The following is a 24,076-nucleotide window of genomic DNA, read 5'->3' as shown; positions in this document are numbered from 1 at the left end:
CGCTCTAGCGCCCTCCTCGCCCGCCCTGTAGAATCCCCGTCGGGGCGACTTGGGGGATTGATGCGTCTGACGTGGAATCTGAAGACTATCCTGATCGGTGTCGCGGTGCTCGCGGCGTCGTTCTTCATCAGCCTGAAGGCGATGGACTTGCTGGCGCCACGCGCGACGGATTCGGCGCCGCCGGTCGCTCAGCTGCAGCCGCTGCCGCCGGCCTCGAAGAGCTCCATCGTGATCGCGCCGGTCGCCATCGCGCTGTCGGCTATCCGCGAGCAGGCCGAAAAGGCCGCGCCGCGCAATTTCGCCGGCAAGGCCGACAACCCGATCTCGCAGATCCTGGAGAATGCCGATATCGGCTGGTCCGCCGCCCGGGGCCCGATGGCGGCAGCCGGCGACAAGGACGTGCTGACGATCTCGACCCCGCTCACCGGCAAGCTCAACGTGACCGGCTCTCTGTCGTCGAAGGCCACAGGCGCGCTTGGCGATGCGCTTGGCAGCGTGCTCGGCGGCGACGCCGCGAAGCGGATCGGCGCGGTCAACATCAAGAACCTGAACGCGAGCGCGGAGATCAAGGGCAACGTCGTCGTCACCTCGCGCCCGAAGCTCGCCGCCGCCTGGTATCTGGAGCCCAATCTCGGCGCCCAGGTCAATCTCGGCGACACCAACCTCAACGTCGCCGGCGCCAAGGTCAACGTGCCCGCGCAGGTCAAGCCGCTGATCGACAAGACCGTCGGCGAGCAGATCAACGCCGTCTCCGAGCGCATCCGCAACGATCCCAGCCTGCGCGAGAATGCCAAGGCGCAATGGATCAAGGCCTGCCGCTCGATCCCGCTGCAAGGCTCGGGTTCCTCGCTGCCGCCGCTCTGGCTCGAGATGAAGCCGGTGCGCGCGATCGCGGCGCAGCCGCGCGTCGATGCGCAGGCCGTGACCTTATTGCTCGGCCTCGAAGCCGAGACACGCGTGACCTCGACGCCGACCAAGCCGGACTGTCCGTTCCCCGACAAGATCTCGATCGTGCCGCCGACCGGCACAGGCGTGAGTATCGGCGTGCCGATCGACGTGCCTTTCACCGAGATCAACAAGCTGATCGCAGCGCAGATGGTCGGCCGCACCTATCCGGAGGACGGCTCCGGCCCGGTCGACGTCACCGTCAAGAGCGCCAACGTCATCCCGTCGGGCGACCAACTGCTGATCTCGCTTCTGGTGCGCGCCAAGGAGAAGAAGAGCTGGTTCGGCCTCGGCGCCGAGGCGAATGTGCACATCTGGGGCCGGCCGGTGCTCGACCAGGCGCAACAGACGCTGCGGCTCACCGACATCCAGCTCGCGCTGGAATCCGAGGCCGCCTTCGGCCTATTGGGTGCCGCCGCCCGCGCCGTCGTCCCGCAGATGCAGCAGGCGCTGCTGCAGAGGGCAACCCTGGATCTGAAGCCGATCGCCGCCAACGCCCGCGAGAAGATCGCCGCCGCGATCGCCGATTACCAGAAGAGCGAGGACGGCCTCAAGGTCGAGGCCAGGATCGACAGCCTCACTCTCGCCGACATCGCCTTCGATTCCAAGACCCTGCGCGTGGTCGCGGAAGCCGGCGGCTCGCTGAACGTATTCGTGACGAAGCTGTCGGGGATGTAGCGCGTCCCTGCGCATCGCAGGGCCGTCGCATGTGAGAGCTCTTCCCTGCGGCCATCCTTCGAGACGCCCGCTTGGGCGGGCTCCTCAGGATGAGGGCGGAGTGCGCGGCAGCTGTTGCAACGAGCACGGACGCCGATGAGCCTCATCCTGAGGAGGCGCGCAAGCGCCGTCTCGAAGGACGAGGCGTGCGTGCAGGCGCCGCCACCCGTCAGAGGCGGTTGTCCCGCCACTCGCCGGACCCGCACAATTCCTCGTCGCTTGCGCCGCTGGCATTCTCGCTGCAGGATGCTAATCTCGCACGCGCATTGTAGGGGACAACGCGAGGACAACATGGAAGCCGGCATGGTCACGCCTGCGCCGGCGCTGGTGCGTTTTTCCGGCATTCAAAAGACCTATGATGGCGAGCATCTCGTGGTGAAGAACCTCGACCTCGACATCAGGAAGGGCGAATTCATCACCCTGCTCGGCCCGTCGGGATCGGGCAAGACGACCACGCTGATGATGCTGGCCGGCTTCGAGGTGCCGACCCATGGCGAGATCTACCTCAGCGAGCGGCCGATCAAGAACGTGCCGCCGCACAGGCGCGACATCGGCATGGTGTTCCAGAACTACGCGCTGTTTCCGCACCTGACGATCGCGGAAAACATCGCCTTCCCGCTCTCGGTTCGCAAGTCGAGCAAGGCGGAGACGCAAGAGCGCGTCAGCGCGGCGCTGCGCATGATCAAGATGGAAACTTTTGCGCACCGGCGGCCCGGGCAATTGTCCGGCGGTCAGCAGCAACGCGTGGCGCTGGCCCGCGCGCTGGTGTTCAATCCGCAGCTCGTGCTGATGGACGAGCCCCTGGGCGCACTGGACAAGCGGCTGCGGGAGCAGATGCAGCTGGAGATCAAGCAGCTGCACGAGACGATGGGCATCACGATCGTCTATGTCACCCACGACCAGAGCGAAGCGCTCACGATGTCGGACCGCATCGCCGTATTCAACGACGGCATCGTGCAACAGATCGACCGCCCCGACGCGCTGTATGAGCATCCCGTGAACAGCTTCGTCGCCCACTTCATCGGTGAGAACAATGTGCTCGCCGGCACCGTGGAAACCGTGGAGAGGGATTATTGCCGCGTCGCGCTGGCCGGTGGCAGCACAGTCGCCGCACGGGCGGTCAACGTGTCAGGCGCAGGCGCATCGACCTCTCTGTCGGTGCGGCCGGAGCGTGTCGCAATAATTCCCAATGGCAATTCCAGTGAGGGACCGAACCGGCTGCCGGCAAAAGTGCAGAACACCATCTATCTCGGCGACCACGCGCTGGCCGTGCTGGATGTGGCCGGCAACGCCGAGTTCATGGTCAAGCTTCAGCCGGCAGCGCATCACGGCCTAAGACACGGCGAAAGCGTGTTCATCACTTTCCGCCCGGAGGACTGCCTCGCCCTCGATCCCGTCTGATCCGTCGGCGGCGAAGCTGGACACTCGATGTCAACGCAACTCACATGAAGAAGGAACGAAGACCATGCTGAAGCGCAAGATTGCTCTGGGTTTCGCCGCGGCACTGGGCGCCGGTGTCGCGCTGACCAATGTCGCAGAAGCGCGTGACCTCACTGTCGTCTCGTGGGGCGGCGCGTATCAGGAGGCCCAGAAGAAGGTCTATTTCGAGCCGTTCAAGAAAGCATCCGGCATCGCGATGAACGACGAATCCTGGGACGGCGGCGTCGGCGTGCTGCGCGCCAAGGTGCAGGGAGGCGCCGCCACCTGGGACGTCGTCCAGGTCGAGAGCGATGAGCTCGCGGTCGGCTGCGAGGAAGGCCTGTTCGAGAAACTGGACTATTCCAAGATCGGCGGCGAGGCCGCCTACATCCCGCCGTCGGTCAATCCTTGCGGGGTCGGCGCCATCCTCTACGATTTCGTCCTCGGCTACGACAAGGACAAGCTGAAGGAGGCCCCGAAAGGCTGGGCCGACTTCTTCGACACCAAGAAGATTCCGGGCAAGCGCGCGCTGCGCCAGGGCCCGAAGACCACGCTGGAGATCGCCCTCATGGCCGACGGCGTCGCACCGAAGGACGTCTACAAGGTGCTGGCGACCGACGAAGGCATCGAGCGCGCCTTCAAGAAGCTCGACACCATCAAGGGCGACCTCGTCTGGTGGAAGGCCGGCGCGCAGCCGCCGCAATTGCTCGCCTCCGGCGAGGTGGCGATGACCTCGGTCTACAATGGCCGCATCGACACCGCGAACAAGAACGAGAAGAAGAACTTCGGCATGGTGTGGGACGGCGCGCTCTTCACCCTCGACAGCTGGGTCATCCTGAAGGGGAGCCCGAACAAGGATGCGGCCTACAAGTTCCTGGACTTCGTCGGAAAGGCGGAGAACCAGTCCAAGCTGTCGGAGAACATTGCCTATGGCACTTCGAACAAGGATGCCGCCGGCCGGCTCGCGCCCGCCGTCCTGAAGGACCTGCCGACGGCGCCTGACAACATCAAGAACGCGGTCGAGATCAACGTGGCCTTCTGGCTCGAGAACATCGACCGCCTGACCGAGCGCTTCAACAAATGGGCCGCGAAATAGCGGGAGCAGCTAGAGGTGCGCGCGGACAACTCGCCCGTGGCGCATCCTTCGAGACGCCCGCCTACGGCGGGCCCTCAGGATGAAGGTCTGAGTCTGTGGCAGCGACGTTACTGGCACCAATGTCAATGAGCCTCATCCTGAGGAGACCGCGAAGCGGTCGTCTCGAAGGACGAGGCGCTTGCTCAGGCTGCTCCAAGAGGCTTTCTCCATGACAGCAGCGCCCGCGCTCGGCGCCGATAACAAGACTGAGGTGCCGCTCAAACGCCGATTGAGGCGTGCGGAGCGGACACGCCAGGTCAAGGCATTGGCGCTGGTCCTGCCGCTTCTGCTGTTTCTGCTCTTCACCTTCGCAGGTCCCATCGCCGGCATGCTGTGGCGCTCGGTCGAGGACTGGGAGGTGCGTCAGGTCCTGCCGCAAACGGTCGCTGCTCTTGCCAGTTGGGACGGCAAGGACTTGCCGGATGAAAACGCCTATGCGGCGCTTGCAAGCGACATCCTGGCGGCGCGCGCCGCCGGCACCCTTGCGATTGCGGCCAAACGGCTCAACTACGCGCTGAACGGCTTCCGCACGATCCTGACCAGCACAGGACGCAATCTGAAGGCGGTGCCTGAGCCCGGTACGGCCAGGGAGACGCTGGGCAGGATCAACCCCGCCTGGCGCGAACGCGCCACCTGGACCACGATCAAGGACGCCGGCGGCCCGATCACCGGCTTCTACCTGCTCGCCGCGCTCGACCTGACGCGAAACGCCGACGGCGCGATCGTCGCCGCACCACCGGATCAGGCCATCTACCGCGACATTTTCCTCCGCACCTTCCTCATCAGCCTCGCTGTCACGGCCCTCTGCCTGATTCTCGGCTTTCCGGTCGCCTACCTCCTGGCGACGCTGCCGCCCGGCCGGTCGAACCTCTTGATGATCTTCGTACTGCTGCCGTTCTGGACGTCGCTCCTGGTTCGCACCTGCGCCTGGATCGTCCTGTTGCAGAGCAAGGGCGTCGTGAACGATAGTCTGCTCTGGCTCGGCATCATCGACGCACCCTTGCGCCTGATCTACAACCGCTTCGGCGTCTGCGTTGCCATGACCCACGTTCTGCTGCCGTTCATGATCCTGCCGCTGTACAGCAGCATGAAGGCGATCTCGCCCGCCTACATGCGTGCCGCCGCTTCGCTCGGTGCACCGCCCCTCACCGCCTTCCTACGGATCTACCTGCCGCAGACCCTGCCTGGCATCGGCGCGGGAAGCCTGCTCGTCTTCATCCTGGCGCTCGGCTACTACATCACGCCGGCCCTCGTCGGCGGCGCCGCCGACCAGATGATCAGCTACTTCATCGCCCTCTACACGACCGAGACGGCCAATTGGGGCCTTGCTTCGGCGCTGGGCGCGGTGCTGCTGCTCGCCACCGTTCTGCTCGCTCTCGTCTACGGCAAGCTGGTGCAGGGCCAGCAGGTCACGGGAGGGATGAAGAATTGAGCGACAATTCCTCCTTGCGCACCCCCAGCCAGCGCATCGCGTGGACCGCGACTATCGTTGTCTCCACGCTGGTGTTCATCTTCCTGATCGCGCCCATCCTTGCGATCATGCCGCTGTCGTTCAGTTCCAGCTCGTACCTCACCTATCCGCTGCCGGGCCTTTCCTTGCGCTGGTACGACGACTTCGTCAATTCGCCGCGCTGGATGAACTCGCTCAAGAACAGCGTGATCATCGGCGTCGCCTCGACGCTGTTGTCCATGGTCCTCGGCACGCTGGCCGCGCTGGGGCTGGCGCAGTGGAAGAGCCGGTTCAAGCCGCTCGTGCTGGCCTTCGTGCTGTCGCCGGTGGTTGTGCCCGGGGTCATCACCGCGGTCGGCCTGTACTTCTTCTTCGCGCCGATCGGGCTGACCGGCAGCTATCTCGGCCTGATCCTGGCTCACACCGCGCTGGCGACGCCCTTCGTAGTGATCACGGTCGGGGCGACGCTGCAGAGCTTCGACACTAATCTGGCACGCGCGGCCGCCTCGCTCGGCGCCTCGCCAATCTACGCGTTCCGTCGCGTGATCCTGCCGCTGATCCTGCCGGGTCTGGCATCAGGCGCGCTGTTCGCGTTCGCAACCAGCTTCGACGAGGTGGTGATCGTGCTGTTCATGGCGGGTCCCGAGCAGCGCACCCTGCCGCGCGAGATGTTCAGCGGCATCCGCGAGAACATCAGCCCGACCATCACGGCAGCGGCCGTGATCTTGACGACCGTCTCGGTCATCTTGCTCGCCACCCTGGAAGCCCTGCGCCGACGCAATGAACGGCTCAAGGGCAGCGGGGGTTGAGGAAGTTAAAGACATGACAGCGCGCCCGGTGAAAACCAGGCGCGCTTCGTTCAGGCAGTTACGCGAGCCGCATTACTCCGCGTACTTGAACTGCGGCATGTTCTTCAGCTCGTCCTTGCTGGCATTGAACACGGCGTGGTCCGGGTACCATTTTGACGCGGACGACGTCGATGCGGTCGCGGCAGGCCTGTCGGTACCGGTCGCAGCGCCGGTCGTCGTGCCGGCGGGCCGGGCGCCGGTGTTCGCGCCGGTGCCGGTATAGGCGACGGGCTCGTTGACGAACTTCAGCTTCTCGTAGGGCACGGCGACCAGATGCTCGCCCATGCCGAGGAAGCCGCCGACTCCGATCACGGCGATCTTGATGTCACCGTTCTTGTCCATCAGCAGGTCGTTGATCGTGCCGATGTTCTCGTTGGCCTCGTTGTAGACCTTCAGGCCATCCATTTTCGAGGTACGCCACTGGCCGGAAGCCGTCGTGGTCGTTGCGGTGGCCGCAGGGGCCGCCTTGTCGGTGGTGGCGGCGGGCGGCGTTTGCGCGATTGCGACGGTCGCAAGTAGCGCGGTACCGGCGAGGCCGGTGACGATCGATTTCATCAACATTGTTGTCCTCTCCTTCACAGAAAACTCGTGCGGAGAAAACCGCTCTGATCGGGCGCAGTTCCGTGCGCGCCGCAATTTCGTCGCGCCATGCGCGAACTGTTCCTGCGTCACTCAGGAACATTTTGCGGTGCACGGTTCCCCGCCGAGGATCATGCGCATTGGGGCAAGGCAGGACCGCGGCGAGGACCTCGCTGACCCGGCGTCGCCGAGGTCAGCTCTTGTAGTCGATCAGGAGCGCGGCGAGGCTCGAATTGCCGGTTGAGCTGCCATTGGCACCGTAGGAGGAGGCTGACGATTGCGATTGCTGCAGCGCCTGGAGGAATTGCTGGAGGATCTCGGCGGTGGTCTGGTCCGTCGAGCTACTGCTCGTCGAATCCGTCGTCGTCGAATCCGAAGAGCCGTCGTCCGGCGGCGGACCGCCTAGTCCACGCGCGAAGGCGGACTGAAACACGCTTTTCAGCTTCTCGGCCTGTTCGGAGGTCAGCGTCCCGTTCGACACTTCGCTCGAGATGAGGTCCTCGATCTTCGACTGCATCTCGTCCTTGGAGGGAGGCGCGCCGCTCGACTGGCCTCTCGATCGGCTCTGCTGGAGCGTCATGTCGATATCCGTCAGCGCCGTCGAGAGCGCGGACTGGTGCGACGACGAGATCGTGCCGGCGGAGACTTGCGACTGCAATTCCTGCTGAAGCCGTTGCAGTGGCGATTGATAGCTGCCGGCGGAGGCCGCCGAGATCGAGGTCATGATGGCTCCCTTGGTTTTGCGGGTTTCGCCGCGGACCACGCCACGGTATGGTTAACGGCCTTAACGAGAGCTTCCCGCTCGGCGGTGGGGCGATTGCCGTCCGTTGCTGACCGCCCGGTAGAAACAATTCGAAACAAAAATCTTCGCCTTTTGGCCGGAATTTTGGACAAACAAGGTCCATGGCCATTCCCAATCCCAACATCCTGGTCGTCGAGGACGACCGCGAAACCCGGACGCTGATTGCGAAATATCTGCGCAACAACGCCTGCAACGTCACCGCCGTCGCCGACGGCCGCGAGATGTCGCGCGCCATGGCCGACCACCGCGTCGATCTTATCATCCTGGACGTCATGCTGCCTGGCGACGACGGCCTCAGCCTGTGCCGCAAGGTGCGCGCCGAAAACCAGACGCCGATCATCATGCTGACCGCGCGCGGCGAGGACATCGACCGCATCGTCGGCCTCGAGATGGGCGCGGACGATTATCTGCCGAAGCCGTTCAACCCGCGCGAGCTGCTCGCCCGCATCAACGCGGTGCTGCGTCGCCAGGCGGCCGCGCAAGCGGCGAGCTCGGTCGAAGGTGCCTCCGCGCTCACCTTCGAAGGCTGGCGCATCGATCTGCGCTTGCGCGAGCTCCGCAATCCCGCAGGCGCGCGCGTCGCGGTGACCAGCGCCGAGTTCGACCTGCTGCGCACGTTCTGCGAGCGGCCCGGCCGCGTGCTGTCGCGCGACAGCCTGCTCGACCTCACGCAGGGGCGCAACACCGGCGCGTTCGAGCGCTCCATCGACGTCTTGGTCAGCCGCATCCGCCGCAAGATCGAGCCCAATCCGGCCGATCCCACCCTGATCAAGACGGTGCGCTCCGGCGGCTATCTGTTCACGCCACGAACCGAGGTCGCGAAAACCGAGGCAGCAAGCGCCGAAGCGACCGCAGTGCCCGTGAGCAGCTGAGGGGGACGACGATGAAGCCGTTTTCGTTCTTCCACCTCAAGGGTATCGGCGGGCAGATCGCCGCGCTGGTGCTGGCCTCGACAGTGGCGCTCCATCTCGTCATCACCACCGCCTTCCTGATTATCCGGCAGGACCGCCCTGATGCCCCGCCGGACCGGGCGCATCAACTGGCCGATGCCGCGCTGCTGCTCGAGGCGGCGGAGGCGAGCGAGCGTCCGCGCCTCGTCACCGATCTCGCGCGCGCCTTCCCCGGGCTCGGCATCGAGATGCTGGCGCCCGGCACGGCCAATCTCGCGGAGAGCGACAGCCTGCATCTGCGCTGGATGCGCCGCCATCTCGGCCGCGCCTACAAGACCGGACGGCTGGCTTCAGGCAGCATCGAGCCCCGTATCGGCGTGCAATTGCCCGACGGCACCGTGATCGCGGGCCATGTCGATGGCGCCCCGCGGCCGTTGTTCTCTGGCGCGCCCTGGCTGATGGCACTGATGAGCGCCTTCATCTGCGTCACCGTGCTCGGCCTGTGGGCGGCGCGCGCGCTGACGAGGCCGCTGTCGTCCTTCGCCGCGGCGGCGGAGAATTTCAGCCTCGAGGGCGCCGCCGAGCCGCTGCCCGAGCGCGGCCCGGAGGAGATCCGCGCGGTGGCGCGCGCGCTCAACCGCATGCACGAGCGGATCGTGCGGCTGATGTCGGACCGCACGCGGATGCTGGCGGCGATCAGCCACGATTTGCGCACGCCGATCACGCGGCTGCGCCTGCGCGCCGAGTTCATCGAGGACGAAGCCAACCGCAAGCGCATGCTGATGGATCTCGACCAGATGCGCGCGATGCTGGAATCGGTGCTGTCGCTCTTGCGCGACGACCGCAAGGTCGAGGCGGTGACGCTGGTCGACATCGCCAGCACGCTGCAGCTCGTCGCCGATCAGTTCGGCGACATGGGCCATGTCGTGCACTATGTCGGGCCGGCGTCCGCGACCGCCGCCGCGCGGCCCGACGATCTGCATCGCGGCGTCACCAACCTGGTCGAGAACGCGGTGCGCTTCGGCGCCGAGGTGACGATCCGCCTCGACGTCTCGGACGCCATGCTCGTCATCGACGTCGAGGACGACGGCCCGGGCATTTCGGATGCACGCAAGCAGGAGATGCTGGAGCCGTTCGCGCGCGGCGACGACGCGCGCACCATGGACTACTCCACCGGCTTCGGGCTCGGCCTGTCGATCGCGCGCGCAATCGCGCTCGGCCACGGCGGCGAGCTGTCGCTGCATGACCGCGCCCCGCGCGGCCTGATCGTGCGGATGCGATTGCCGGTCTCGCAGGCGCCGCGCCTTGCCGCCTGATCAAGCCGCGAGCGGCGGGTGCTCGATCGCCTCGTGCGGGAAGATCGCCACCGCCTCGAAGCGGTAATTGCAGGCGTGGCAGGTCCAGAGATAGGAGACGCGCCCTTCGCCCGGCTCGATCCAGTCAGGGAACGGGATCGGTGTGCCACATTGTGCACAAGGGTTCTGCTTGGGAATGTCGTCGATGTCTGCAGGGGTCATGGACGTCTCCCGAGTGCTGGCTTTGACTAGCGATTGTTGGGCGAATGCGCGAAATGGACAGACCCTCTGTCGCGTAAGGCGCTCCACCAGCTCCGAGCTTAACCCAGGTTTAAGTCGCAAAAGCGACGAGCCGGCGAAAATCGCCGTTGGTGACATTTCGCCACATCATCGCCGTGTTCCCACGGCCTAACGCGCTCGGGCGCGGGTCCGTTATGCCGAGGAATATTTCGATGAAAATCTTACGAATTGTCGCGTTGCTCGCGGCGGGACTGACGTTGCCGCAGGCAGCTTGCGCCGGGCAAGCCGAATATGCCGAGATGGTGGCCGCCCATGCCCGCGCCAACGGCGTGCCGGAAGCGCTGGTGCATCGCGTCATTATGCGCGAAAGCCGCTATCAACCGCATGTGGTCGGCCGCGGCGGCACCATCGGGCTGATGCAGATCAAGCTCGCGACCGCGCGCGGGGTCGGCTACACCGGCGATGCCGCCGGCCTGCGCGATCCCAACACCAACCTCACCTACGCTGTGAAATACCTCGCCGGCGCCTACCGCGCCGCCAATGGCGATCACGCCCGAGCCGTGCGTTATTTCGCGGGCGGCTATTACTATGCTGCAAAGCGCCAGCGGCAGGAGGCGGTCCAGGTCGCCCATGCGGGCGAGACCATGGGCCAAGGCACTATGGGCCAGCCCTGGCTCGAGCCGAACGGCAATCCGCAGCCGATGTTCGCCGCGCCGACGCACAGGAAGCTCGCCCAGCGCGTCCGCAACGCGCGGGCGCAGGTTCCCGCTCATTGATCTCCGTCATGGCCGGCTTGACCCGGCCATCCACGTCTTTGCATCCGCGCCAAGAACGTGGATGCCCGGGCCTTCGCCTCGCCGCAGCGGCTTCGGCCGCGCAGGCGGGACAAGCCCGGGCATGACGACTGTTACCGCGTTGACCACCCCATCCTGCTGGCATACATTACCACCGTTCCGAGGGGTGCTCCGAGGAGGAGCTGAGATACCGCTAAATGGGCAATACCGCCCAGGACCGCGGTGACCCTTTGAACCTGATCCGGGTCATGCCGGCGAAGGGACAGGGATGTTGCAGACCATCAAGCGACCGGATTCACCGGTATCCATCATCGGCGCAGGCATCGCGGGCGCCTGGCAGGCGTTGCTGTTCGCGCAGGCCGGTCATGCCGTCACCTTGCACGAGCGCGGTGACGAGGCGATGACGGATGCCACCAGCCATTGGGCCGGCGGCATGCTCGCGCCCTATTGCGAGGCCGAGATCGCCGAGCCCATCATCAGCCGCTTGGGGCTGCGCTCGCTCGATCTCTGGCGGCGCGAGCTGCCCGACACGCCGTTCAACGGCTCGCTGGTCGTCGCCCACCCGCGCGAGCGCAACGATTTCGAGCGGTTTGCGCGCATGACCGAGCATCACCGCCGGCTCGATGCCGCCGGCCTAGCCGCGCTCGAGCCGTCGCTGGAGGGCCGCTTCCGTGACGCGCTGTTCTTCCCTGCCGAGGGCCATGTCGAGCCGCGCCGCGTGCTGCCGCAGCTGCACGAGCGCATCAAGGCTGCCGGCGGCACCATCACGTTCTGCAGCGACGTCACCGCGAACGAGCTTGCAAACCTGAATCCTAAAAGCATCGTCATCGACTGCCGCGGCCTTGGTGCCCGCGACGAGCAGAGCGAGCTTCGCGGCGTCAAGGGCGAGATGATCCTGATCGAGACGGACGAGGTGCAGCTGGCGCGCCCGGTGCGGCTGATCCATCCGCGTTGGCCGCTCTACGTGATCCCGCGCGAGAACGGCCTGTTCATGCTGGGCGCGACCTCGATCGAGGCCGAAGACACCGGCGTCAGCGTGCGCTCCGCGCTGGAGCTATTAGGGGCCGCCTACACTGTGCACCCGGCGTTCGGCGAAGCCCGCATCGTCGAATTCGGTTCGGGGCTTCGTCCCGCCTTTCCCGACAATTTGCCGCGCATCGGCATTCGCGATCGCAAGATCAGCGTCAACGGCCTCTACCGCCACGGCTTCCTGATCGCGCCTGCGCTCGCCGAGCTGACGCTCGCCTATGTCGAGCGCGGCCAGATCGACAACGAGGTAGTGCAATGCGCGTGATCGTCAACGGTGAGCAGCGCGAGGTGATTTCGTCCAGCGTGGACGCGCTGCTCGCCGAGCTCGACTACGAAGGCAGCCATTTCGCCATCGCGCTCAATTACGACGTCGTGCCGAAGAGCCGCTGGGCGGAGACGCTGCTGAAAGCCGGCGACGAGATCGAGATCATCACGCCGCGGCAGGGAGGGTGAGCCGAATGACGGAGCGCGCCTTCCATCTGCCGCCCGTTCAGGGTTCTTTCCGTCATTGCGAGGAGCGCAGCGACGAAGCAATCCAGAGTGTCTCCGCGGATGAATCTCTGGATTGCTTCGCTTCGCTCGCAATGACGGCGGAGAGAGCGTTAATCGAGGAAACACCGACATGGTGACCTTCTACGGCAAAACCTTCGCCTCCCGCCTGCTGATCGGCAGCGCGCTCTATCCCTCGCCTGCGATCATGCAAGAGGCGATCCGCGCCTCCGGTGCCAACATCGTCACGGTGTCACTGCGGCGCGAATCCGCCGGCGGCAAGACTGGCGATGCGTTCTGGAAGCTGATCCGCGAGCTCGACGTCACCGTGCTGCCGAACACCGCGGGATGCCGCACCGTGCGCGAGGCGGTGACGACGGCCAAGCTCGCACGCGAATTGTTCGGCACGAGCTGGATCAAGCTCGAGGTCATCGCCGACAACGACACGCTGCAGCCCGACGTCGTCGGCCTGGTCGAAGCCGCCGGCATCCTGATCAAGGACGGCTTCGAGGTGTTCCCCTATTGCACGGAAGACCTCTCGGTCGCGAGCCGCCTGGTCGACGCCGGGTGCAAGGTGGTGATGCCGTGGGCCGCTCCGATCGGCAGCGCCAAGGGCATCACCAACCGCGATGCGCTAAAACTGTTGCGCGAGCGGCTGCCCGACATCACGCTGGTGGTCGACGCTGGCTTAGGGGCGCCCTCTCACGCCGCGCAGGCGTTCGAGCTCGGCTATGATGCCGTGCTGCTCAACACCGCCATCGCCAAAGCCGCCGATCCCGTCGCAATGGCGAACGCCTTCCGCCTCGGCTGTGAGGCCGGCCGCACCGCTTACGAGGCCGGGCTGATGAACGCCCGCGACTTCGCCTCGCCCTCCACCCCTGTCGTTGGGACCCCGTTCTGGCATGCCGTATCCTGATCGCTTCTATCCCGTGGTTGATAGCCTGGCCTGGGTCGAACGCCTGACCAAGCTCGGCGTCGGCACCATCCAGCTGCGCGCCAAAGAGCTGAACGACGCCGACGCGCTGCAGATCGTCACCGACGCGCTGGCCATCACCAAGGACACGCAGGCCAAGCTGGTGGTGAACGATTATTGGCGCGCAGCGATCGTTGCGGGTGCACAATACCTGCATCTCGGCCAGGAGGATCTTGCAGACGCAGATCTCGGCGCTATCCGCGAGGCCGGCCTCAAGCTCGGCATCTCCACCCATGACGACGCCGAGCTTGAGACCGCGCTGGCGGCGAAGCCCGACTACGTCGCGCTCGGCCCGATCTTCTTCACGACCCTGAAATCGATGCGCTTCGAGCCGCAGGGCATTCCCAAGATCACCGAATGGAAAAAGCGCATCGGCACCATCCCGCTGGTTGCCATCGGCGGCATCAAGTTCGAGCACGCCGCGGAGATTTTTGCCGCCGGCGCGGATTCGATCGCTGTTGTCTCCGACGTGACCCAGAACCCCGACCCCGATGCCCGCGTGCGGCAATGGCTCGACGGTTCGAAGGAGGCGGCGTGATGATCGCCCCGCTCTCACCCCACACGCCACTGTCATCGCCCGGCTTGACCGGGCGATCCAGTACGCCGCGGCCTCTCGGTTCTAGCCGCACCGCCTCTGGAATACTGGATCCCCGCCTTCGCGGGGATGACAGCCGAATTTGTCTCTCGCGCAGCGACGCCATCGAACTGAATTAGGAGGATCCCATGAACATCCGCTCCAACCCCGATAAGACCGTTCCCGCCGTCACCACCGGCCCCCTGCCCTCCTCGCGAAAAATCTTCGCGACACCCGACGCCGCGCCGGATATCCGCGTGCCCTTGCGCGAGATCATCCTGTCTGAAGGCGCGGGCGAGCCGAACCTGCCGGTCTATGACACGTCGGGGCCCTACACCGACCCCTCCGTCACCATCGACGTCAATGCCGGCTTGGCGCGCAACCGCAAGCAATGGGTGCTGGAGCGCGGCGGCGTCGAGGAATATGAGGGCCGGCAGATCAAGCCGGAGGACAATGGTAGCGTCTCCACCGACAAGGCCGCGCGCGCCTTCTCGGCCTATCACAAGCCGCTGCGCGGCCTCGACGGCCACAAGGTGACGCAGCTCGAATTCGCCCGCGCCGGCATCATCACCAAGGAGATGATCTACGTCGCGGAGCGCGAAAACCTCGGGCGCAAGCAGCAACTCGAGCGCGCCGAAGCCGCGCTCGCCGACGGCGAAAGCTTTGGCGCCTCGGTGCCCGCCTTCATCACCCCGGAGTTCGTGCGCTCCGAGATCGCGCGCGGCCGCGCCATCATCCCCTCCAACATCAACCATTCCGAGCTCGAGCCGATGATCATCGGCCGCAACTTCCTGACCAAGATCAACGCCAATATCGGCAACTCCGCGGTGACGTCGTCGGTCGAGGAAGAAGTCGAGAAGATGGTGTGGGCGATCCGCTGGGGCGCCGACACCGTGATGGACCTCTCGACCGGGCGCAACATCCACACCACCCGTGAGTGGATCCTGCGCAACTCGCCGGTGCCGATCGGCACCGTCCCAATTTATCAGGCGCTGGAGAAGTGCAACGGCGATCCGGTCAAGCTGACCTGGGAGCTCTACAAGGACACGCTGATCGAGCAGTGTGAGCAGGGCGTCGACTATTTCACCATCCACGCCGGCGTGCGGCTGCAATACATCCACCTCACCGCCAGCCGCGTTACCGGCATCGTCTCCCGCGGCGGCTCGATCATGGCGAAGTGGTGCCTCGCGCATCACAAGGAGAGCTTCCTCTATACGCATTTCGACGAGATCTGCGACCTCATGCGCAAGTATGACGTCTCGTTCTCGCTCGGCGACGGCCTGCGTCCGGGTTCGATCGCGGATGCCAACGACCGCGCGCAGTTTGCCGAGCTGGAGACGCTCGGCGAGCTCACCAAGATCGCGTGGGACAAGGGCTGCCAGGTCATGATCGAAGGCCCCGGCCACGTGCCGATGCACAAGATCAAGATCAACATGGACAAGCAGCTCAAGGAATGTGGCGAAGCGCCATTCTACACGCTTGGACCGCTGACCACCGACATCGCGCCGGGCTACGACCACATCACCTCGGGCATCGGCGCCGCCATGATCGGCTGGTTTGGCTGCGCCATGCTCTGCTACGTCACGCCGAAGGAGCATCTCGGGCTACCCGATCGCAACGACGTCAAGACCGGCGTCATCACCTACAAGATCGCCGCCCACGCCGCCGACCTCGCCAAGGGCCACCCCGCCGCACAACTGCGCGACGACGCCCTCTCCCGCGCGCGGTTCGAATTCCGCTGGACCGACCAGTTCAACCTCGGCCTCGATCCTGATACCGCCAAGAACTTCCACGACGAGACCCTGCCGAAGGAAGCCCACAAGGTCGCCCATTTCTGCTCGATGTGCGGCCCCAAATTCTGCTCGATGAAGATCACGCAGGACGTGCGGGATTACGCGGCGACGCTGAACGATCCGAACTCGGTGGGGATGTCGATGAGCGGCACCGCCGAGGACGGCATGGCGAAGATGAGCGCGAAGTTCAAGGAGATGGGGAGCAGCGTTTATCTGGATGCGGAGAAGGTGAAGGAGAGCAATCGGGTGCTGTGAGGAGAGGGCCTGCCATATTTTCGACCGAGTTCCACAGCAGGAACGAGAGAATTGCTCGGCTCGACCTGAGAGGCTCCCAATGCCTGCGCTTAAGGGTACGACGGTAAGGCGTGGCGGCGTGACCGCCCGCTATTGGTATGAGACTATCAATTCGGTTTCGATCACTGCGGCGAGTCAGATCAACATCGCGTTCACTATGGACTCGAAGGGCGGGGGTCGGACTCAAGTCCAAATGGAGATCGGGCCGGAAGACTTTCCAACCCTGGTGCAGATGATGTCGCTCGTAGATCGACAGGCTGCGATGGAAGCAATGGCATCCGAATTAGCACGCCAAGTTCAAACGCAACCTGCACGAAATATTGAAACTGCCAGTGCAGCTATGGAAACTTGGCTTCACTATCGTTTGAGGCACGGCTAGTGGACTTCTGGGCCCTTTGCTGCTTTGCCACCATATCTCTCCAAATCAACACACGAAGCTAATCTATCGAAACTGCAATGCCACTCTTAGTAGCTGGAACGAAAGTGGACATAAGCAAGTAGTATGGCAATAGAAATATTCCGGCTGACCACAGACTCTACCCGGGATGATTGACGCACCCGCTTCCGTCCCCCACCGCCTCCCCGATCGACTCCGCGCAGGCCTCCGCCTCGTCTTCGTCGGCACCGCCGCCTCGACGCGCTCGGCCGAGCTCGGGCACTACTACGCCCATCCCGGCAACCGCTTCTGGCGCGCGATCCATGAGGCCGGGATCACGCCGCGGCGCTATCAGCCAAGGGAGTACGCGTCGCTGATCGAGCTCGGGATCGGCTTCACCGATCTCTGCAAGACGGGCGCCGGGATGGATCACCAGATCGCGGCGGAGACGATCGACGTGCCGGGATTCCGGGCGAAGATGGACAAGTATCGGCCGCGGACCGTTGCGTTCACGAGTAAGAAGGCGGCGAGCTTGTTTTACGGCAGGCCGTCAGCTGCGATTGCGCTGGGGCGGCAGCCACGCGACGGAAGCTGGCCGGAGACATTCGTGCTGCCCTCGCCCTCGGGTGCTGCGTCGGGGAGTTGGACGCTGGAGCCGTGGCGAGAGCTTGCGGCGTGGATCGCTGCGTAGGGTGGATTAGCCCGCGGCTGCGCGAAGCGCAGTCCGCCGGCGTAATCGACCAACTTCGTCCAGCAACCGAGAAGGGATGGTGGGTTACGGCTTCGCCTAACCCGCCCTAGGCGCCGTCGCCTCAGCCCGCATACGCGCTGTCCAGCTCCGCGATCACGATCTTCCGCATCCCCATCATCGCCTGCATCACGCGGTTCGCCTTGGTGCGGTCGGCGTCGCCGAGATAGCGGCCGAGCGCCGTCGGGATCACCTGCCAGGACAGGCCGAACTTGTCCTTGAGCCAACCGCACTGCGATTCCTCGCCTCCATCGGCGGTCAGTGCATTCCAGAAATAGTCGACCTCGCCTTGCGTCTCAACGCTGATGAAGAACGACACCGCTTCGTTGAAGCGGTATTTCGGCCCGCCATTGAGCGCGTGGAAGCGCTGGCCTTCGAGCTCGAACACCGCCACGAAGTCGCTGACGGTTTCGATCTTGGCATTGGGAAATACCGATTTGTAGAAGGCGATGGCCGCCGGGACGTTGTTATCGAACCAGAGAAACGGTGTGATGGACGTCATGAATGGAGCTCCTTTCGGCCCGTGCGGCGCGCGGGCACTTCAAGGACGCGGGCGGGAGGGGTGTTCCGACAAGGTCGGCCGGTTTTTTTTGCCTAGCACAATTGTAGCGCGGAAAACGTGATACCTGTCGGCCGCCGCCCCGGTCGTTCGTCCTCTGGAAACGATCACCCCGAGCCCCCGATGCCCACCATCACCGCCTTCGAATCCTCCCCCGACCGCGGCAAGGGCCACGCGCGCGACATGCGGGTACGTTGGGCGCTGGAAGAGGTCGGGCAGCCCTACGACGTCCGCCTCCTCTCGTTCGCGACAATGAAGCAGCCCGCGCATCGCGCGCTGCATCCGTTCGGGCAGATCCCAACCTATGAGGACGGCGATCTCACGCTGTTCGAATCCGGCGCGATCTTGCTCCACATCGCCGAGCGCCATGATGGCTTGCTGCCGAAGGATGCCAACGCGAGGAGCCGCGCTATCGCATGGATGTTCGCTGCGCTGAGCACGGTGGAGCCGTCGATCGTCGAGCTCTCCATGGCCATGCTGCTCGAGCGCGACAGGAGCTGGTACGCCGAGCGCTTGCCCATGCTGCAGGACCGCGTTCGCACCAGGCTCGGCGAGTTGTCGCGCCGCCTCGGCAAAGCCGACTGGCTCGACGGCGCCTTCAGCGCCGGCGATCTCATGATGGTAACGGTGCTGCGGCGGCTGAATACGTCGGGCCTGCTCGACGAGTATCCCGACATCGCCGCCTATGTTGCCCGCGGCGAAAGGCGGCCGGCGTTCAAACGGGCGTTCGAGGCGCAGCTCGCAATGTTCAACGCCGCGGCGCGCTCGTAGGTGGATTGGTCGCTTCAGCTCAGCTCAACCAGTTCGCGCGCGAGGTTGGCACGGGCCTGGCGGTCAAAGCTCGCGGCGAAGACCGGATCGGGAAAGATGACCTCGCGGGCCGCGAAACGGCGCAGCACGCGGGCGCGGCCGGCGCGATACTCGTCCTCGGCGACATAGCTGAACTCCCGGCGGATCGCGGCGGCGTACGCGTCGTAGCGGGCGGGATCGGCGCCGAGAATGCTGAGGTCGATCGAGATCAAGATCGCCCCGAGACGATCGCCGGCGGGAACGTCGTGCGTTTTGGTCAGCCGGATCAGGCGGCCGACCTCCTGGCGAAGCTCGGCGCGGACGTGCTGCTCGGCGAGCTCCGCGCTGCGCTCCTCGTTGTCCGTCCGCGTCGGATCGTAGACGGCGTCGTGCCACCAGATCGCTTCCGACAGCGTCTCGCGCTCGGCGGCCGAGAGACCATCGATCCGCGCGAGCGCCGCCAGGCAATCCTCGATATGCGCGAGATTGTGATAGTGGCGGCCGGGCGCCGCATAGGCAGCGACCAATTCGTCGCGGGTCATGGGCGAAGTCTCACGTCGTCGATCTTGTTGATGGCCATCGTGATCTCCCGGACCAGAGGATTGCGGTCATCCTATTGCGCAAAAGGCAATTCGCAAATGGCGCTCTGACGTAGCCCGGATGAGCGCAGCGATATCCGGGGAGCCCATTCCCGCATGTCGCTGCGCTCTGCGGGCTACGAGGATTGCATCCGTTTCCACTCCCTAGCATGCTGGCCTCCGCCACCCCGGAGGAGCCCGCCCATGCTGACCCTCTACTCCTACCCAGAGCTCTTCGGCGTCGCCGACAACAACGGCTACGGCCTCAAGGTCTATGCGTTTCTCAAGCTCGCGGGCGTGCCGTTCGTGCATGAGCACGTCTTCGATGCATCGGCCGCGCCGCGCGGGCAGCTGCCTTACATCGTCGACGACAGCGAGATCATCGGCGACAGCGAGACCATCATCGCGCACGCGACTAAGAAATACCGCCTCACGATCCACGCCGGCTTGTCATCGGAACAGCGCCGCACCGACCATCTCGTCACGCGCATGCTGGACGATCTCTACTGGGTGATGTCCTATTCGCGCTGGAAGGACGAGCGCTTCTATCCGGCGTTCCGCGACGCCTTCATCGCGCAGCATCCGCAGATCGACCCTACCGGCTTCGAGAAGGCCAAGGCCTACAACGCGCAGCGCTATCACTTCCAGGGCATCGGCCGCTACACGCCCGAGCAGGCCTATGCCCGGGGGCTGGCTGATCTGCAGGTGCTGACTGACATCGTGCCGGCGCAAGGCTTCGTGCACGGCGCGGCGCCGACGAGCGTTGATGCCGGCATCTACGGCTTCATCGCCAACATCTATTTCTTTCCGATCCCGACGCCGCTCAAGGCCTTCGTCGATGCGCACGCAAACCTCGTCGCGCATTGCGAGCGGGTGCATGCGATGGTCGGGAAATCGTAGGGTGGGTTAGCTTCGGGCGGCGCGAAGCGCTGTCCGAAGCGTAACCCACCTCCTCTCTTTCCAAGGCGGCAGAAATGGTGGGTTACGCCCTGCGGATTCGCTTCGCGCATCCGCAGGGCTAACCCACCCTACGGCACCTCGCCTACCGCATCGTGATCGCAAGCCCGCTGAGATCCGCATTCGCCATCAACCCCACCTGCGTGCCCGACAGCTCCAGCACTGCGCCCTTCTGGTTGGTCAGCACGATGGCGCGGGCGCCGGAGCCGACGGCGATGCCGGCACCGGCGGCGCCGTAGACGCCGGCAACGTCGGAGGGACGGTTGATGTTGGAGACGCGGCCGCGCAGCACGGTCTTGGATCCCCCGAACACCAGGCCGTAGTCGAGGCCGCCGGTGGAGAGCCCGTACGAGCGGCCGCGGAAGTTGAGGACGCCCGAGCCGCCCGAGCCGCCGATGATCCAGCCCGCCTTGTAGATCGTCAGCGTCACGAAGCCGCTGTCGGCCTGCGCGGTCGTCGAGAGGCCAGCCAGGGCGACGATGGCGACGCACGCGGCGCGGAGGGTGGATGCGAGCTTCATGGGGGTCTCCGGGGGCTGTTTTTTAAAGGAGGGTTCGAATCAGACGGAGCGAATGTACCTGATCGATCGGGGCGGCAACATGATCGGCGGGCGTTTCCGCAAGCAAGGCGGCGGCGAGACTCGCGGAAGGTCCTCATGCTCCGTCATTGCGAGCCAACGGGTCCGCGCGAAGCGCGGCCTGATGACAGGCTCCGCGAAGCAATCCAGAATCGCTCCGCGGCGGCAGTCTGGATTGCTTCGTCGCAAGGGCTCCTCGCAATGACGGGTGAATGGCCTGCTCTCTCGCCACGCGCAGGCCGCACGCGGGGAGAGGCGAAGACCACCAACCGCCAGCATGCCATAATGCCCCTGTTTTGCCCGACGGAGCAACCGAATGCTTCGCGTTTGGCGAATTCTGGAAAACATCAATGATTTCCGTGCGGCGCCTACTGTGCATGGGGTTGTTTTCGCACTTTTGTTTTGAGCATCCCCGCGCCAGCCGCTACGCTCCTGCGTCCGCCCCCGTCCTGAGGTGATCCCATGCCGATCCAGCATTTCGCGCCCCCGCCGCACGTCAAGGCGCCGCCGCTGTCCTTTGCGACGCGGGTTGGCGACCTCCTGTTTGTCTCCGGCATTCCCGGCTTCGATGCCAATGGTGCGCTGCCCGACGGCTTCGAGACGCAGTTCGCCAATGTCGTCGTCAACATCAAGCGCGTGCTGGGCGAGGCCGGCGCCGGGATGCATGATCTCGTCAAGGTCAACGTGCTCCTGACCCGCGCCTCGGACGTTGCCGCGATGAACGCGCTCTATGCGGGCGCCTTCGGCCCGCCGCCGTACCCGGCGCGCACGACTTGCGTGGTGCAGGCGCTGCCCGATCCGAAGATGCTGATCGAGATCGAGGCGGTCGCTTCGCTGGCCAAGTAGGAGCCTAGTCAGCTGCGTGTGACCTATCGGGCACGCGTCCAAACCAAATGCGTTGGGCACAGCTGACATGTCCGTGAATGGCGGCCCCCCGGCTTGCAAAGGACCTGCTTTTACCGCACGAATTTTTTCGGTCCCATGTCCCACCACCCATGTCCCACCAGGAGATACTTCATGCGTCGCCTTCTCGCGCTCAGTGCCGTTGCCGGCATCGCTAGTTCCGTGTTCGCCGTGCCCGCCTTCGCGAAGGTCGGCTATTACGTGATCCGCTGGGACAACACCGGCATCTGCCAGGTCTGGAACGAGGACCTGCAGTACAAGCCGTTCCAGTTCGGTGTCTCGACCTACAAGGTCGTCAGCAAGCCGTTCCCGACCTTCCAGCAGGCCTCGGACCTGCAGATCAAGATGCGCACCGAGCGGAAGTGCACGCTCTGAGCCGGACGCGAGAGTAGCGTTTGAGGGCGGGTCGCGCGGGCGATCCGCCCTTTTGCTTTGCGTGGCCTGAAGCGTTTCCCGGCCGCAATCAGACCTGTCCCGCGCACATTTTTTGAACCTCGGCGGCGGGTGGAACTACTCACATCTTGTCCGGGGCGCATGCCAAGCGCGTCCCGCACCACCCCTCCCCGTCATTGTCGGGAGGCGCATCACATCATTCATTTGAGGAGCTGATCATGCGTCGTATTTCCATGCTGTGCGCTGCCGCCGGTCTTGCCGTCACCGCGTTCGTCGCCGCGAGCCCGGCCGAAGCCAGCTATCATCTGATCCGCTGGCAGGACACCGGCTTCTGCCAGATCTGGGACGAGAGCATCCCGACCACGCCGTGGCCGGCCGGCTATCACCGCGCCAGCGCGAGCGTGCCGACCTTCGTCGATGCACTCATGGTCAAGGACGCCGCGCTCAAGAGCGGCAGCTGCAAGTGGTAAGATAATCGATCGGCGGACGAAGAACCGGGCAAGGACGAGGGCGTCCTTGCCCGGTTTGCTTTTCGAAGGCCCGAGACGCTCACGCGTCCTTGTGCGCGCCCGGATGGATCAGAATGTCGCGCGCGGCGGCGAGATCGATGAAGGCTTCGGCGCTGCCGCCCTGGTCGGGATGCAGGCCCTTGGCGGCGCGGCGATAGGCCTGGTTGATGTCCTCGCAGGTGAGCTGCACCGCGAGCGGCAGGCCGAGCACCTTGCGCGCGCGGTCCTCGCTGGAGAGCTTCTTCGGCGCGGCGTTACGGCGGCCGAAGCGCGGCGCGGTCAGATCGTGCACGACCTCGAGCACCACACTGATACGGCGCTGGGCCGCCAGCGTCACGCTGTGATCGTCGTTGTCGACGGCCTGGCGCAGCACCGGCAGCGCCTGCTCGGCAGCCTGGCGCAGCGTGACGTCGCTGCTCATCCGCGCGATCTCGGCCACCAGCCGGCCGGCCTCGGCCCAGTCAGGCGCTTGCGCCGACCGCAGCCGCTCCAGAGCGAGTTTCCAGGTTTCGAGCCGTTCCATCATGCGCGCAACGTTTAGCAATCAGGATCAGTATGCCAAGGCCGCCGTTTCCGACCCCTTAATTTCGCGTTAGCGTTTCGTGAAACTTCGAAACGAAAACGGGAGGAAACTGCCATGGCGCTGCTCGCAAACCACATCGCTGTCGTCACCGGCGCCGGTTCCGGAATCGGCCGGGCGATCGCCACCGGCTATGCGCGGGAGGGCGCGCAGGTCGTGCTGCTCGACGTCAACGCCGAGACGGCGGCGGAGGCCGCGCAGGAGATCCGGACAGCGGGCGGCAAGGCCGAGAGCTTTGCGCTCGACGTCGTCAGGCGCGAGGATTGCTTCGCGCTCGCCAGGCAGATCGCGGACAAAATCGGGCAGGTCTCGATCCTCGTCAACAATGCCGGCATCACCCGCCGCAACGCCTTCACCGCGGAGACCGAGACGGTGGCGAAGGACTGGAACGACATCATCTCGCTCAACCTCAACGGCGTGTTCAACGTGACGCAGGCGTTCCTCGCGCCCTTGCGCGCCAGCAAAGGCCGCATCATCAACATCGGCTCGATCCAGTCCTTCGTGCATCTGCGCACGCCGAGCTCGGCGGCCTACACCACCTCGAAACACGGCGTGCTCGGCTTCACCAAGGCGCTCGCGGTCGAGCTCGGCAAGGAAGGCGTGCGCGTCAACGCGATCGGCCCCGGCTTCATCGAGACCAACCTCAACGCCAATGCGCGCGCGACCAATCCGGCGCTGGTGCAGGCCTTCATCGATCACACCCCACTGGCGCGCACCGGCAAGCCCGAGGACATCGTCGGCCCCGCGGTGTTCCTCGCCTCCGATCTGTCGGCCTATGTCACCGGAACCATCGTGATGGTGGACGGCGGCTATCGCACGGTGTGAGGGATGCGAGGCTCGC

The 24,076-nt window shown here is 65.1% G+C and carries 29 protein-coding genes and 1 riboswitch; of the genes, 22 read left to right on the top strand and 7 right to left on the bottom strand.

Translation table 11 applies throughout. The features are described from left to right. Positions 1-60 precede the first annotated feature (60 nt). The 5 genes from I6F37_RS13205 to I6F37_RS13185 all read left to right on the top strand — a co-directional run bounded on the left by I6F37_RS13205 (position 61) and on the right by I6F37_RS13185 (position 6,475). Entirely contained in the window at positions 61-1,623 is a 1,563-nt protein-coding gene (locus I6F37_RS13205) for a DUF4403 family protein (protein ID WP_036003399.1), read from the top strand. Positions 1,624-1,953: 330 nt separating this feature from the next. Continuing rightward, positions 1,954-3,063, top strand: a complete 1,110-nt coding sequence (locus tag I6F37_RS13200; RefSeq protein WP_036013299.1) for an ABC transporter ATP-binding protein — start codon at positions 1,954-1,956, stop codon at positions 3,061-3,063. Between the two features lie 64 nt (positions 3,064-3,127). Beyond that, positions 3,128-4,177 carry an ABC transporter substrate-binding protein gene (locus tag I6F37_RS13195; protein WP_036013275.1) on the top strand — a complete coding sequence of 350 codons (1,050 nt, stop codon included), beginning with the start codon at positions 3,128-3,130 and terminating at the stop codon, positions 4,175-4,177. Positions 4,178-4,385: 208 nt separating this feature from the next. After that, a complete protein-coding gene (locus I6F37_RS13190; protein WP_036013273.1) occupies positions 4,386-5,648 on the top strand; it encodes an ABC transporter permease in 1,263 nt (420 codons plus the stop codon). After that, a complete protein-coding gene (locus I6F37_RS13185; protein WP_036013270.1) occupies positions 5,645-6,475 on the top strand; it encodes an ABC transporter permease in 831 nt (276 codons plus the stop codon). Before I6F37_RS13190 ends, I6F37_RS13185 begins: the two co-directional genes overlap by 4 nt. Before the next feature lie 72 nt (positions 6,476-6,547). Here the strand turns inward: I6F37_RS13185 and I6F37_RS13180 are convergent, their stop codons facing one another. After that, positions 6,548-7,075 carry a PRC-barrel domain-containing protein gene (locus I6F37_RS13180; RefSeq protein ID WP_036013268.1) on the bottom strand — a complete coding sequence of 176 codons (528 nt, stop codon included), beginning with the start codon at positions 7,073-7,075 and terminating at the stop codon, positions 6,548-6,550. 211 nt (positions 7,076-7,286) lie between these two features. Beyond that, positions 7,287-7,817, bottom strand: coding sequence for a hypothetical protein (locus I6F37_RS13175; RefSeq protein WP_225151417.1), 531 nt, complete (start codon positions 7,815-7,817; stop codon positions 7,287-7,289). Positions 7,818-7,996: 179 nt separating this feature from the next. Between I6F37_RS13175 and I6F37_RS13170 the strand changes: the two genes are divergently transcribed. Both I6F37_RS13170 and I6F37_RS13165 read left to right on the top strand, forming a co-directional pair. Further along, positions 7,997-8,767, top strand: a complete 771-nt coding sequence (locus I6F37_RS13170) for a response regulator (protein WP_225139102.1) — start codon at positions 7,997-7,999, stop codon at positions 8,765-8,767. An 11-nt stretch (positions 8,768-8,778) separates the two neighbouring features. Continuing rightward, entirely contained in the window at positions 8,779-10,101 is a 1,323-nt protein-coding gene (locus I6F37_RS13165) for an ATP-binding protein (RefSeq protein ID WP_225151415.1), read from the top strand. Here the strand turns inward: I6F37_RS13165 and I6F37_RS13160 are convergent, their stop codons facing one another. After that, a complete protein-coding gene (locus I6F37_RS13160) occupies positions 10,102-10,302 on the bottom strand; it encodes a hypothetical protein (RefSeq protein WP_036013259.1) in 201 nt (66 codons plus the stop codon). It abuts the gene before it with no gap. A 230-nt stretch (positions 10,303-10,532) separates the two neighbouring features. Here I6F37_RS13160 and I6F37_RS13155 point away from each other — a divergent pair, with 230 nt between their 5' ends. The 9 genes from I6F37_RS13155 to I6F37_RS13115 all read left to right on the top strand — a co-directional run bounded on the left by I6F37_RS13155 (position 10,533) and on the right by I6F37_RS13115 (position 17,333). Further along, complete coding sequence (locus I6F37_RS13155) at positions 10,533-11,096, top strand: lytic transglycosylase domain-containing protein (RefSeq protein WP_225139103.1); 564 nt, start codon at positions 10,533-10,535, stop codon at positions 11,094-11,096. A gap of 170 nt (positions 11,097-11,266) precedes the next feature. Next, a riboswitch (TPP riboswitch) is annotated at positions 11,267-11,395 on the top strand. Then, entirely contained in the window at positions 11,383-12,408 is a 1,026-nt protein-coding gene (locus I6F37_RS13150) for an FAD-dependent oxidoreductase (protein WP_225151413.1), read from the top strand. Its footprint overlaps the riboswitch before it by 13 nt. Beyond that, complete coding sequence (gene thiS / locus I6F37_RS13145; RefSeq protein ID WP_036028477.1) at positions 12,399-12,596, top strand: sulfur carrier protein ThiS; 198 nt, start codon at positions 12,399-12,401, stop codon at positions 12,594-12,596. The genes I6F37_RS13150 and thiS overlap by 10 nt, the downstream gene beginning before the upstream one ends. A 5-nt stretch (positions 12,597-12,601) precedes the next feature. Then, positions 12,602-12,772: a hypothetical protein gene (locus I6F37_RS13140; protein ID WP_225149094.1), complete on the top strand. Its 171-nt coding sequence runs from the start codon at positions 12,602-12,604 to the stop codon at positions 12,770-12,772. Then, the gene (locus I6F37_RS13135; protein ID WP_225151411.1) at positions 12,766-13,548 is read left to right on the top strand and encodes a thiazole synthase; all 783 of its coding nucleotides are present in this window, start codon (positions 12,766-12,768) and stop codon (positions 13,546-13,548) included. Before I6F37_RS13140 ends, I6F37_RS13135 begins: the two co-directional genes overlap by 7 nt. Beyond that, complete coding sequence (locus I6F37_RS13130; RefSeq protein ID WP_225151409.1) at positions 13,535-14,143, top strand: thiamine phosphate synthase; 609 nt, start codon at positions 13,535-13,537, stop codon at positions 14,141-14,143. The genes I6F37_RS13135 and I6F37_RS13130 overlap by 14 nt, the downstream gene beginning before the upstream one ends. A gap of 185 nt (positions 14,144-14,328) precedes the next feature. Beyond that, complete coding sequence (gene thiC, locus I6F37_RS13125; protein ID WP_225151407.1) at positions 14,329-16,227, top strand: phosphomethylpyrimidine synthase ThiC; 1,899 nt, start codon at positions 14,329-14,331, stop codon at positions 16,225-16,227. Between the two features lie 79 nt (positions 16,228-16,306). After that, positions 16,307-16,645: a hypothetical protein gene (locus I6F37_RS13120; RefSeq protein ID WP_225151405.1), complete on the top strand. Its 339-nt coding sequence runs from the start codon at positions 16,307-16,309 to the stop codon at positions 16,643-16,645. 166 nt (positions 16,646-16,811) lie between these two features. Further along, complete coding sequence (locus I6F37_RS13115) at positions 16,812-17,333, top strand: mismatch-specific DNA-glycosylase (protein WP_225151403.1); 522 nt, start codon at positions 16,812-16,814, stop codon at positions 17,331-17,333. A gap of 121 nt (positions 17,334-17,454) precedes the next feature. Here the strand turns inward: I6F37_RS13115 and I6F37_RS13110 are convergent, their stop codons facing one another. Continuing rightward, positions 17,455-17,892, bottom strand: coding sequence for a VOC family protein (locus tag I6F37_RS13110; protein WP_225151401.1), 438 nt, complete (start codon positions 17,890-17,892; stop codon positions 17,455-17,457). A gap of 180 nt (positions 17,893-18,072) precedes the next feature. Here I6F37_RS13110 and I6F37_RS13105 point away from each other — a divergent pair, with 180 nt between their 5' ends. After that, entirely contained in the window at positions 18,073-18,720 is a 648-nt protein-coding gene (locus tag I6F37_RS13105; RefSeq protein ID WP_225151400.1) for a glutathione S-transferase family protein, read from the top strand. A gap of 14 nt (positions 18,721-18,734) precedes the next feature. Here the strand turns inward: I6F37_RS13105 and I6F37_RS13100 are convergent, their stop codons facing one another. Then, entirely contained in the window at positions 18,735-19,280 is a 546-nt protein-coding gene (locus tag I6F37_RS13100) for a phosphohydrolase (RefSeq protein ID WP_225151398.1), read from the bottom strand. A 240-nt stretch (positions 19,281-19,520) separates the two neighbouring features. On the opposite strand from I6F37_RS13100, the gene I6F37_RS13095 reads away from it, so the two are divergent. Beyond that, on the top strand, positions 19,521-20,216 hold the full coding sequence (locus tag I6F37_RS13095) for a glutathione S-transferase family protein (RefSeq protein ID WP_225151396.1): 696 nt from the start codon (positions 19,521-19,523) through the stop codon (positions 20,214-20,216). A gap of 142 nt (positions 20,217-20,358) precedes the next feature. Here the strand turns inward: I6F37_RS13095 and I6F37_RS13090 are convergent, their stop codons facing one another. Continuing rightward, positions 20,359-20,793, bottom strand: a complete 435-nt coding sequence (locus I6F37_RS13090; protein WP_036013234.1) for a hypothetical protein — start codon at positions 20,791-20,793, stop codon at positions 20,359-20,361. Between the two features lie 519 nt (positions 20,794-21,312). Here I6F37_RS13090 and I6F37_RS13085 point away from each other — a divergent pair. From I6F37_RS13085 to I6F37_RS13075, 3 genes are all read left to right on the top strand, one after another. Continuing rightward, complete coding sequence (locus I6F37_RS13085; RefSeq protein WP_109144713.1) at positions 21,313-21,696, top strand: RidA family protein; 384 nt, start codon at positions 21,313-21,315, stop codon at positions 21,694-21,696. Positions 21,697-21,867: 171 nt separating this feature from the next. Further along, on the top strand, positions 21,868-22,128 hold the full coding sequence (locus tag I6F37_RS13080; protein WP_225151394.1) for a hypothetical protein: 261 nt from the start codon (positions 21,868-21,870) through the stop codon (positions 22,126-22,128). 236 nt (positions 22,129-22,364) lie between these two features. Further along, complete coding sequence (locus tag I6F37_RS13075) at positions 22,365-22,616, top strand: hypothetical protein (RefSeq protein WP_036013225.1); 252 nt, start codon at positions 22,365-22,367, stop codon at positions 22,614-22,616. A 79-nt stretch (positions 22,617-22,695) separates the two neighbouring features. Here the strand turns inward: I6F37_RS13075 and I6F37_RS13070 are convergent, their stop codons facing one another. Next, entirely contained in the window at positions 22,696-23,181 is a 486-nt protein-coding gene (locus I6F37_RS13070; protein WP_109144714.1) for a molecular chaperone DnaJ, read from the bottom strand. A 111-nt stretch (positions 23,182-23,292) separates the two neighbouring features. Here I6F37_RS13070 and I6F37_RS13065 point away from each other — a divergent pair, with 111 nt between their 5' ends. Next, the gene (locus I6F37_RS13065; protein ID WP_225151392.1) at positions 23,293-24,060 is read left to right on the top strand and encodes an SDR family NAD(P)-dependent oxidoreductase; all 768 of its coding nucleotides are present in this window, start codon (positions 23,293-23,295) and stop codon (positions 24,058-24,060) included. Positions 24,061-24,076 lie beyond the last annotated feature (16 nt).

The sequence above is a fragment of the Bradyrhizobium sp. NBAIM08 genome, from assembly GCF_020193935.1.
Taxonomy (GTDB): domain Bacteria; phylum Pseudomonadota; class Alphaproteobacteria; order Rhizobiales; family Xanthobacteraceae; genus Bradyrhizobium; species Bradyrhizobium yuanmingense.
Note: the sequence above shows the minus strand (reverse complement) of the source record. Positions and strands in the feature narration are given on the sequence as shown.

Excerpts from the sequence above, each read along its gene's own strand:
- I6F37_RS13175 (WP_225151417.1), bottom strand. The coding sequence starts at position 7,817 with ATGACCTCGATCTCGGCGGCCTCCGCCGGCAGCTATCAATCGCCACTG.
- I6F37_RS13105 (WP_225151400.1), top strand. The coding sequence starts at position 18,073 with ATGCCCACCATCACCGCCTTCGAATCCTCCCCCGACCGCGGCAAGGGC.
- I6F37_RS13190 (WP_036013273.1), top strand. The coding sequence starts at position 4,386 with ATGACAGCAGCGCCCGCGCTCGGCGCCGATAACAAGACTGAGGTGCCG.
- I6F37_RS13120 (WP_225151405.1), top strand. The coding sequence starts at position 16,307 with ATGCCTGCGCTTAAGGGTACGACGGTAAGGCGTGGCGGCGTGACCGCC.
- thiS (WP_036028477.1), top strand. The coding sequence starts at position 12,399 with ATGCGCGTGATCGTCAACGGTGAGCAGCGCGAGGTGATTTCGTCCAGC.
- I6F37_RS13140 (WP_225149094.1), top strand. The coding sequence starts at position 12,602 with ATGACGGAGCGCGCCTTCCATCTGCCGCCCGTTCAGGGTTCTTTCCGT.
- thiC (WP_225151407.1), top strand. The coding sequence starts at position 14,329 with ATGAACATCCGCTCCAACCCCGATAAGACCGTTCCCGCCGTCACCACC.
- I6F37_RS13150 (WP_225151413.1), top strand. The coding sequence starts at position 11,383 with ATGTTGCAGACCATCAAGCGACCGGATTCACCGGTATCCATCATCGGC.
- I6F37_RS13195 (WP_036013275.1), top strand. The coding sequence starts at position 3,128 with ATGCTGAAGCGCAAGATTGCTCTGGGTTTCGCCGCGGCACTGGGCGCC.
- I6F37_RS13165 (WP_225151415.1), top strand. The coding sequence starts at position 8,779 with ATGAAGCCGTTTTCGTTCTTCCACCTCAAGGGTATCGGCGGGCAGATC.
- I6F37_RS13110 (WP_225151401.1), bottom strand. The coding sequence starts at position 17,892 with ATGACGTCCATCACACCGTTTCTCTGGTTCGATAACAACGTCCCGGCG.
- I6F37_RS13200 (WP_036013299.1), top strand. The coding sequence starts at position 1,954 with ATGGAAGCCGGCATGGTCACGCCTGCGCCGGCGCTGGTGCGTTTTTCC.
- I6F37_RS13115 (WP_225151403.1), top strand. The coding sequence starts at position 16,812 with ATGATTGACGCACCCGCTTCCGTCCCCCACCGCCTCCCCGATCGACTC.
- I6F37_RS13170 (WP_225139102.1), top strand. The coding sequence starts at position 7,997 with ATGGCCATTCCCAATCCCAACATCCTGGTCGTCGAGGACGACCGCGAA.
- I6F37_RS13075 (WP_036013225.1), top strand. The coding sequence starts at position 22,365 with ATGCGTCGTATTTCCATGCTGTGCGCTGCCGCCGGTCTTGCCGTCACC.
- I6F37_RS13205 (WP_036003399.1), top strand. The coding sequence starts at position 61 with ATGCGTCTGACGTGGAATCTGAAGACTATCCTGATCGGTGTCGCGGTG.
- I6F37_RS13085 (WP_109144713.1), top strand. The coding sequence starts at position 21,313 with ATGCCGATCCAGCATTTCGCGCCCCCGCCGCACGTCAAGGCGCCGCCG.
- I6F37_RS13135 (WP_225151411.1), top strand. The coding sequence starts at position 12,766 with ATGGTGACCTTCTACGGCAAAACCTTCGCCTCCCGCCTGCTGATCGGC.
- I6F37_RS13065 (WP_225151392.1), top strand. The coding sequence starts at position 23,293 with ATGGCGCTGCTCGCAAACCACATCGCTGTCGTCACCGGCGCCGGTTCC.
- I6F37_RS13180 (WP_036013268.1), bottom strand. The coding sequence starts at position 7,075 with ATGTTGATGAAATCGATCGTCACCGGCCTCGCCGGTACCGCGCTACTT.
- I6F37_RS13155 (WP_225139103.1), top strand. The coding sequence starts at position 10,533 with ATGAAAATCTTACGAATTGTCGCGTTGCTCGCGGCGGGACTGACGTTG.
- I6F37_RS13100 (WP_225151398.1), bottom strand. The coding sequence starts at position 19,280 with ATGACCCGCGACGAATTGGTCGCTGCCTATGCGGCGCCCGGCCGCCAC.
- I6F37_RS13090 (WP_036013234.1), bottom strand. The coding sequence starts at position 20,793 with ATGAAGCTCGCATCCACCCTCCGCGCCGCGTGCGTCGCCATCGTCGCC.
- I6F37_RS13130 (WP_225151409.1), top strand. The coding sequence starts at position 13,535 with ATGCCGTATCCTGATCGCTTCTATCCCGTGGTTGATAGCCTGGCCTGG.
- I6F37_RS13095 (WP_225151396.1), top strand. The coding sequence starts at position 19,521 with ATGCTGACCCTCTACTCCTACCCAGAGCTCTTCGGCGTCGCCGACAAC.
- I6F37_RS13070 (WP_109144714.1), bottom strand. The coding sequence starts at position 23,181 with ATGATGGAACGGCTCGAAACCTGGAAACTCGCTCTGGAGCGGCTGCGG.
- I6F37_RS13080 (WP_225151394.1), top strand. The coding sequence starts at position 21,868 with ATGCGTCGCCTTCTCGCGCTCAGTGCCGTTGCCGGCATCGCTAGTTCC.
- I6F37_RS13160 (WP_036013259.1), bottom strand. The coding sequence starts at position 10,302 with ATGACCCCTGCAGACATCGACGACATTCCCAAGCAGAACCCTTGTGCA.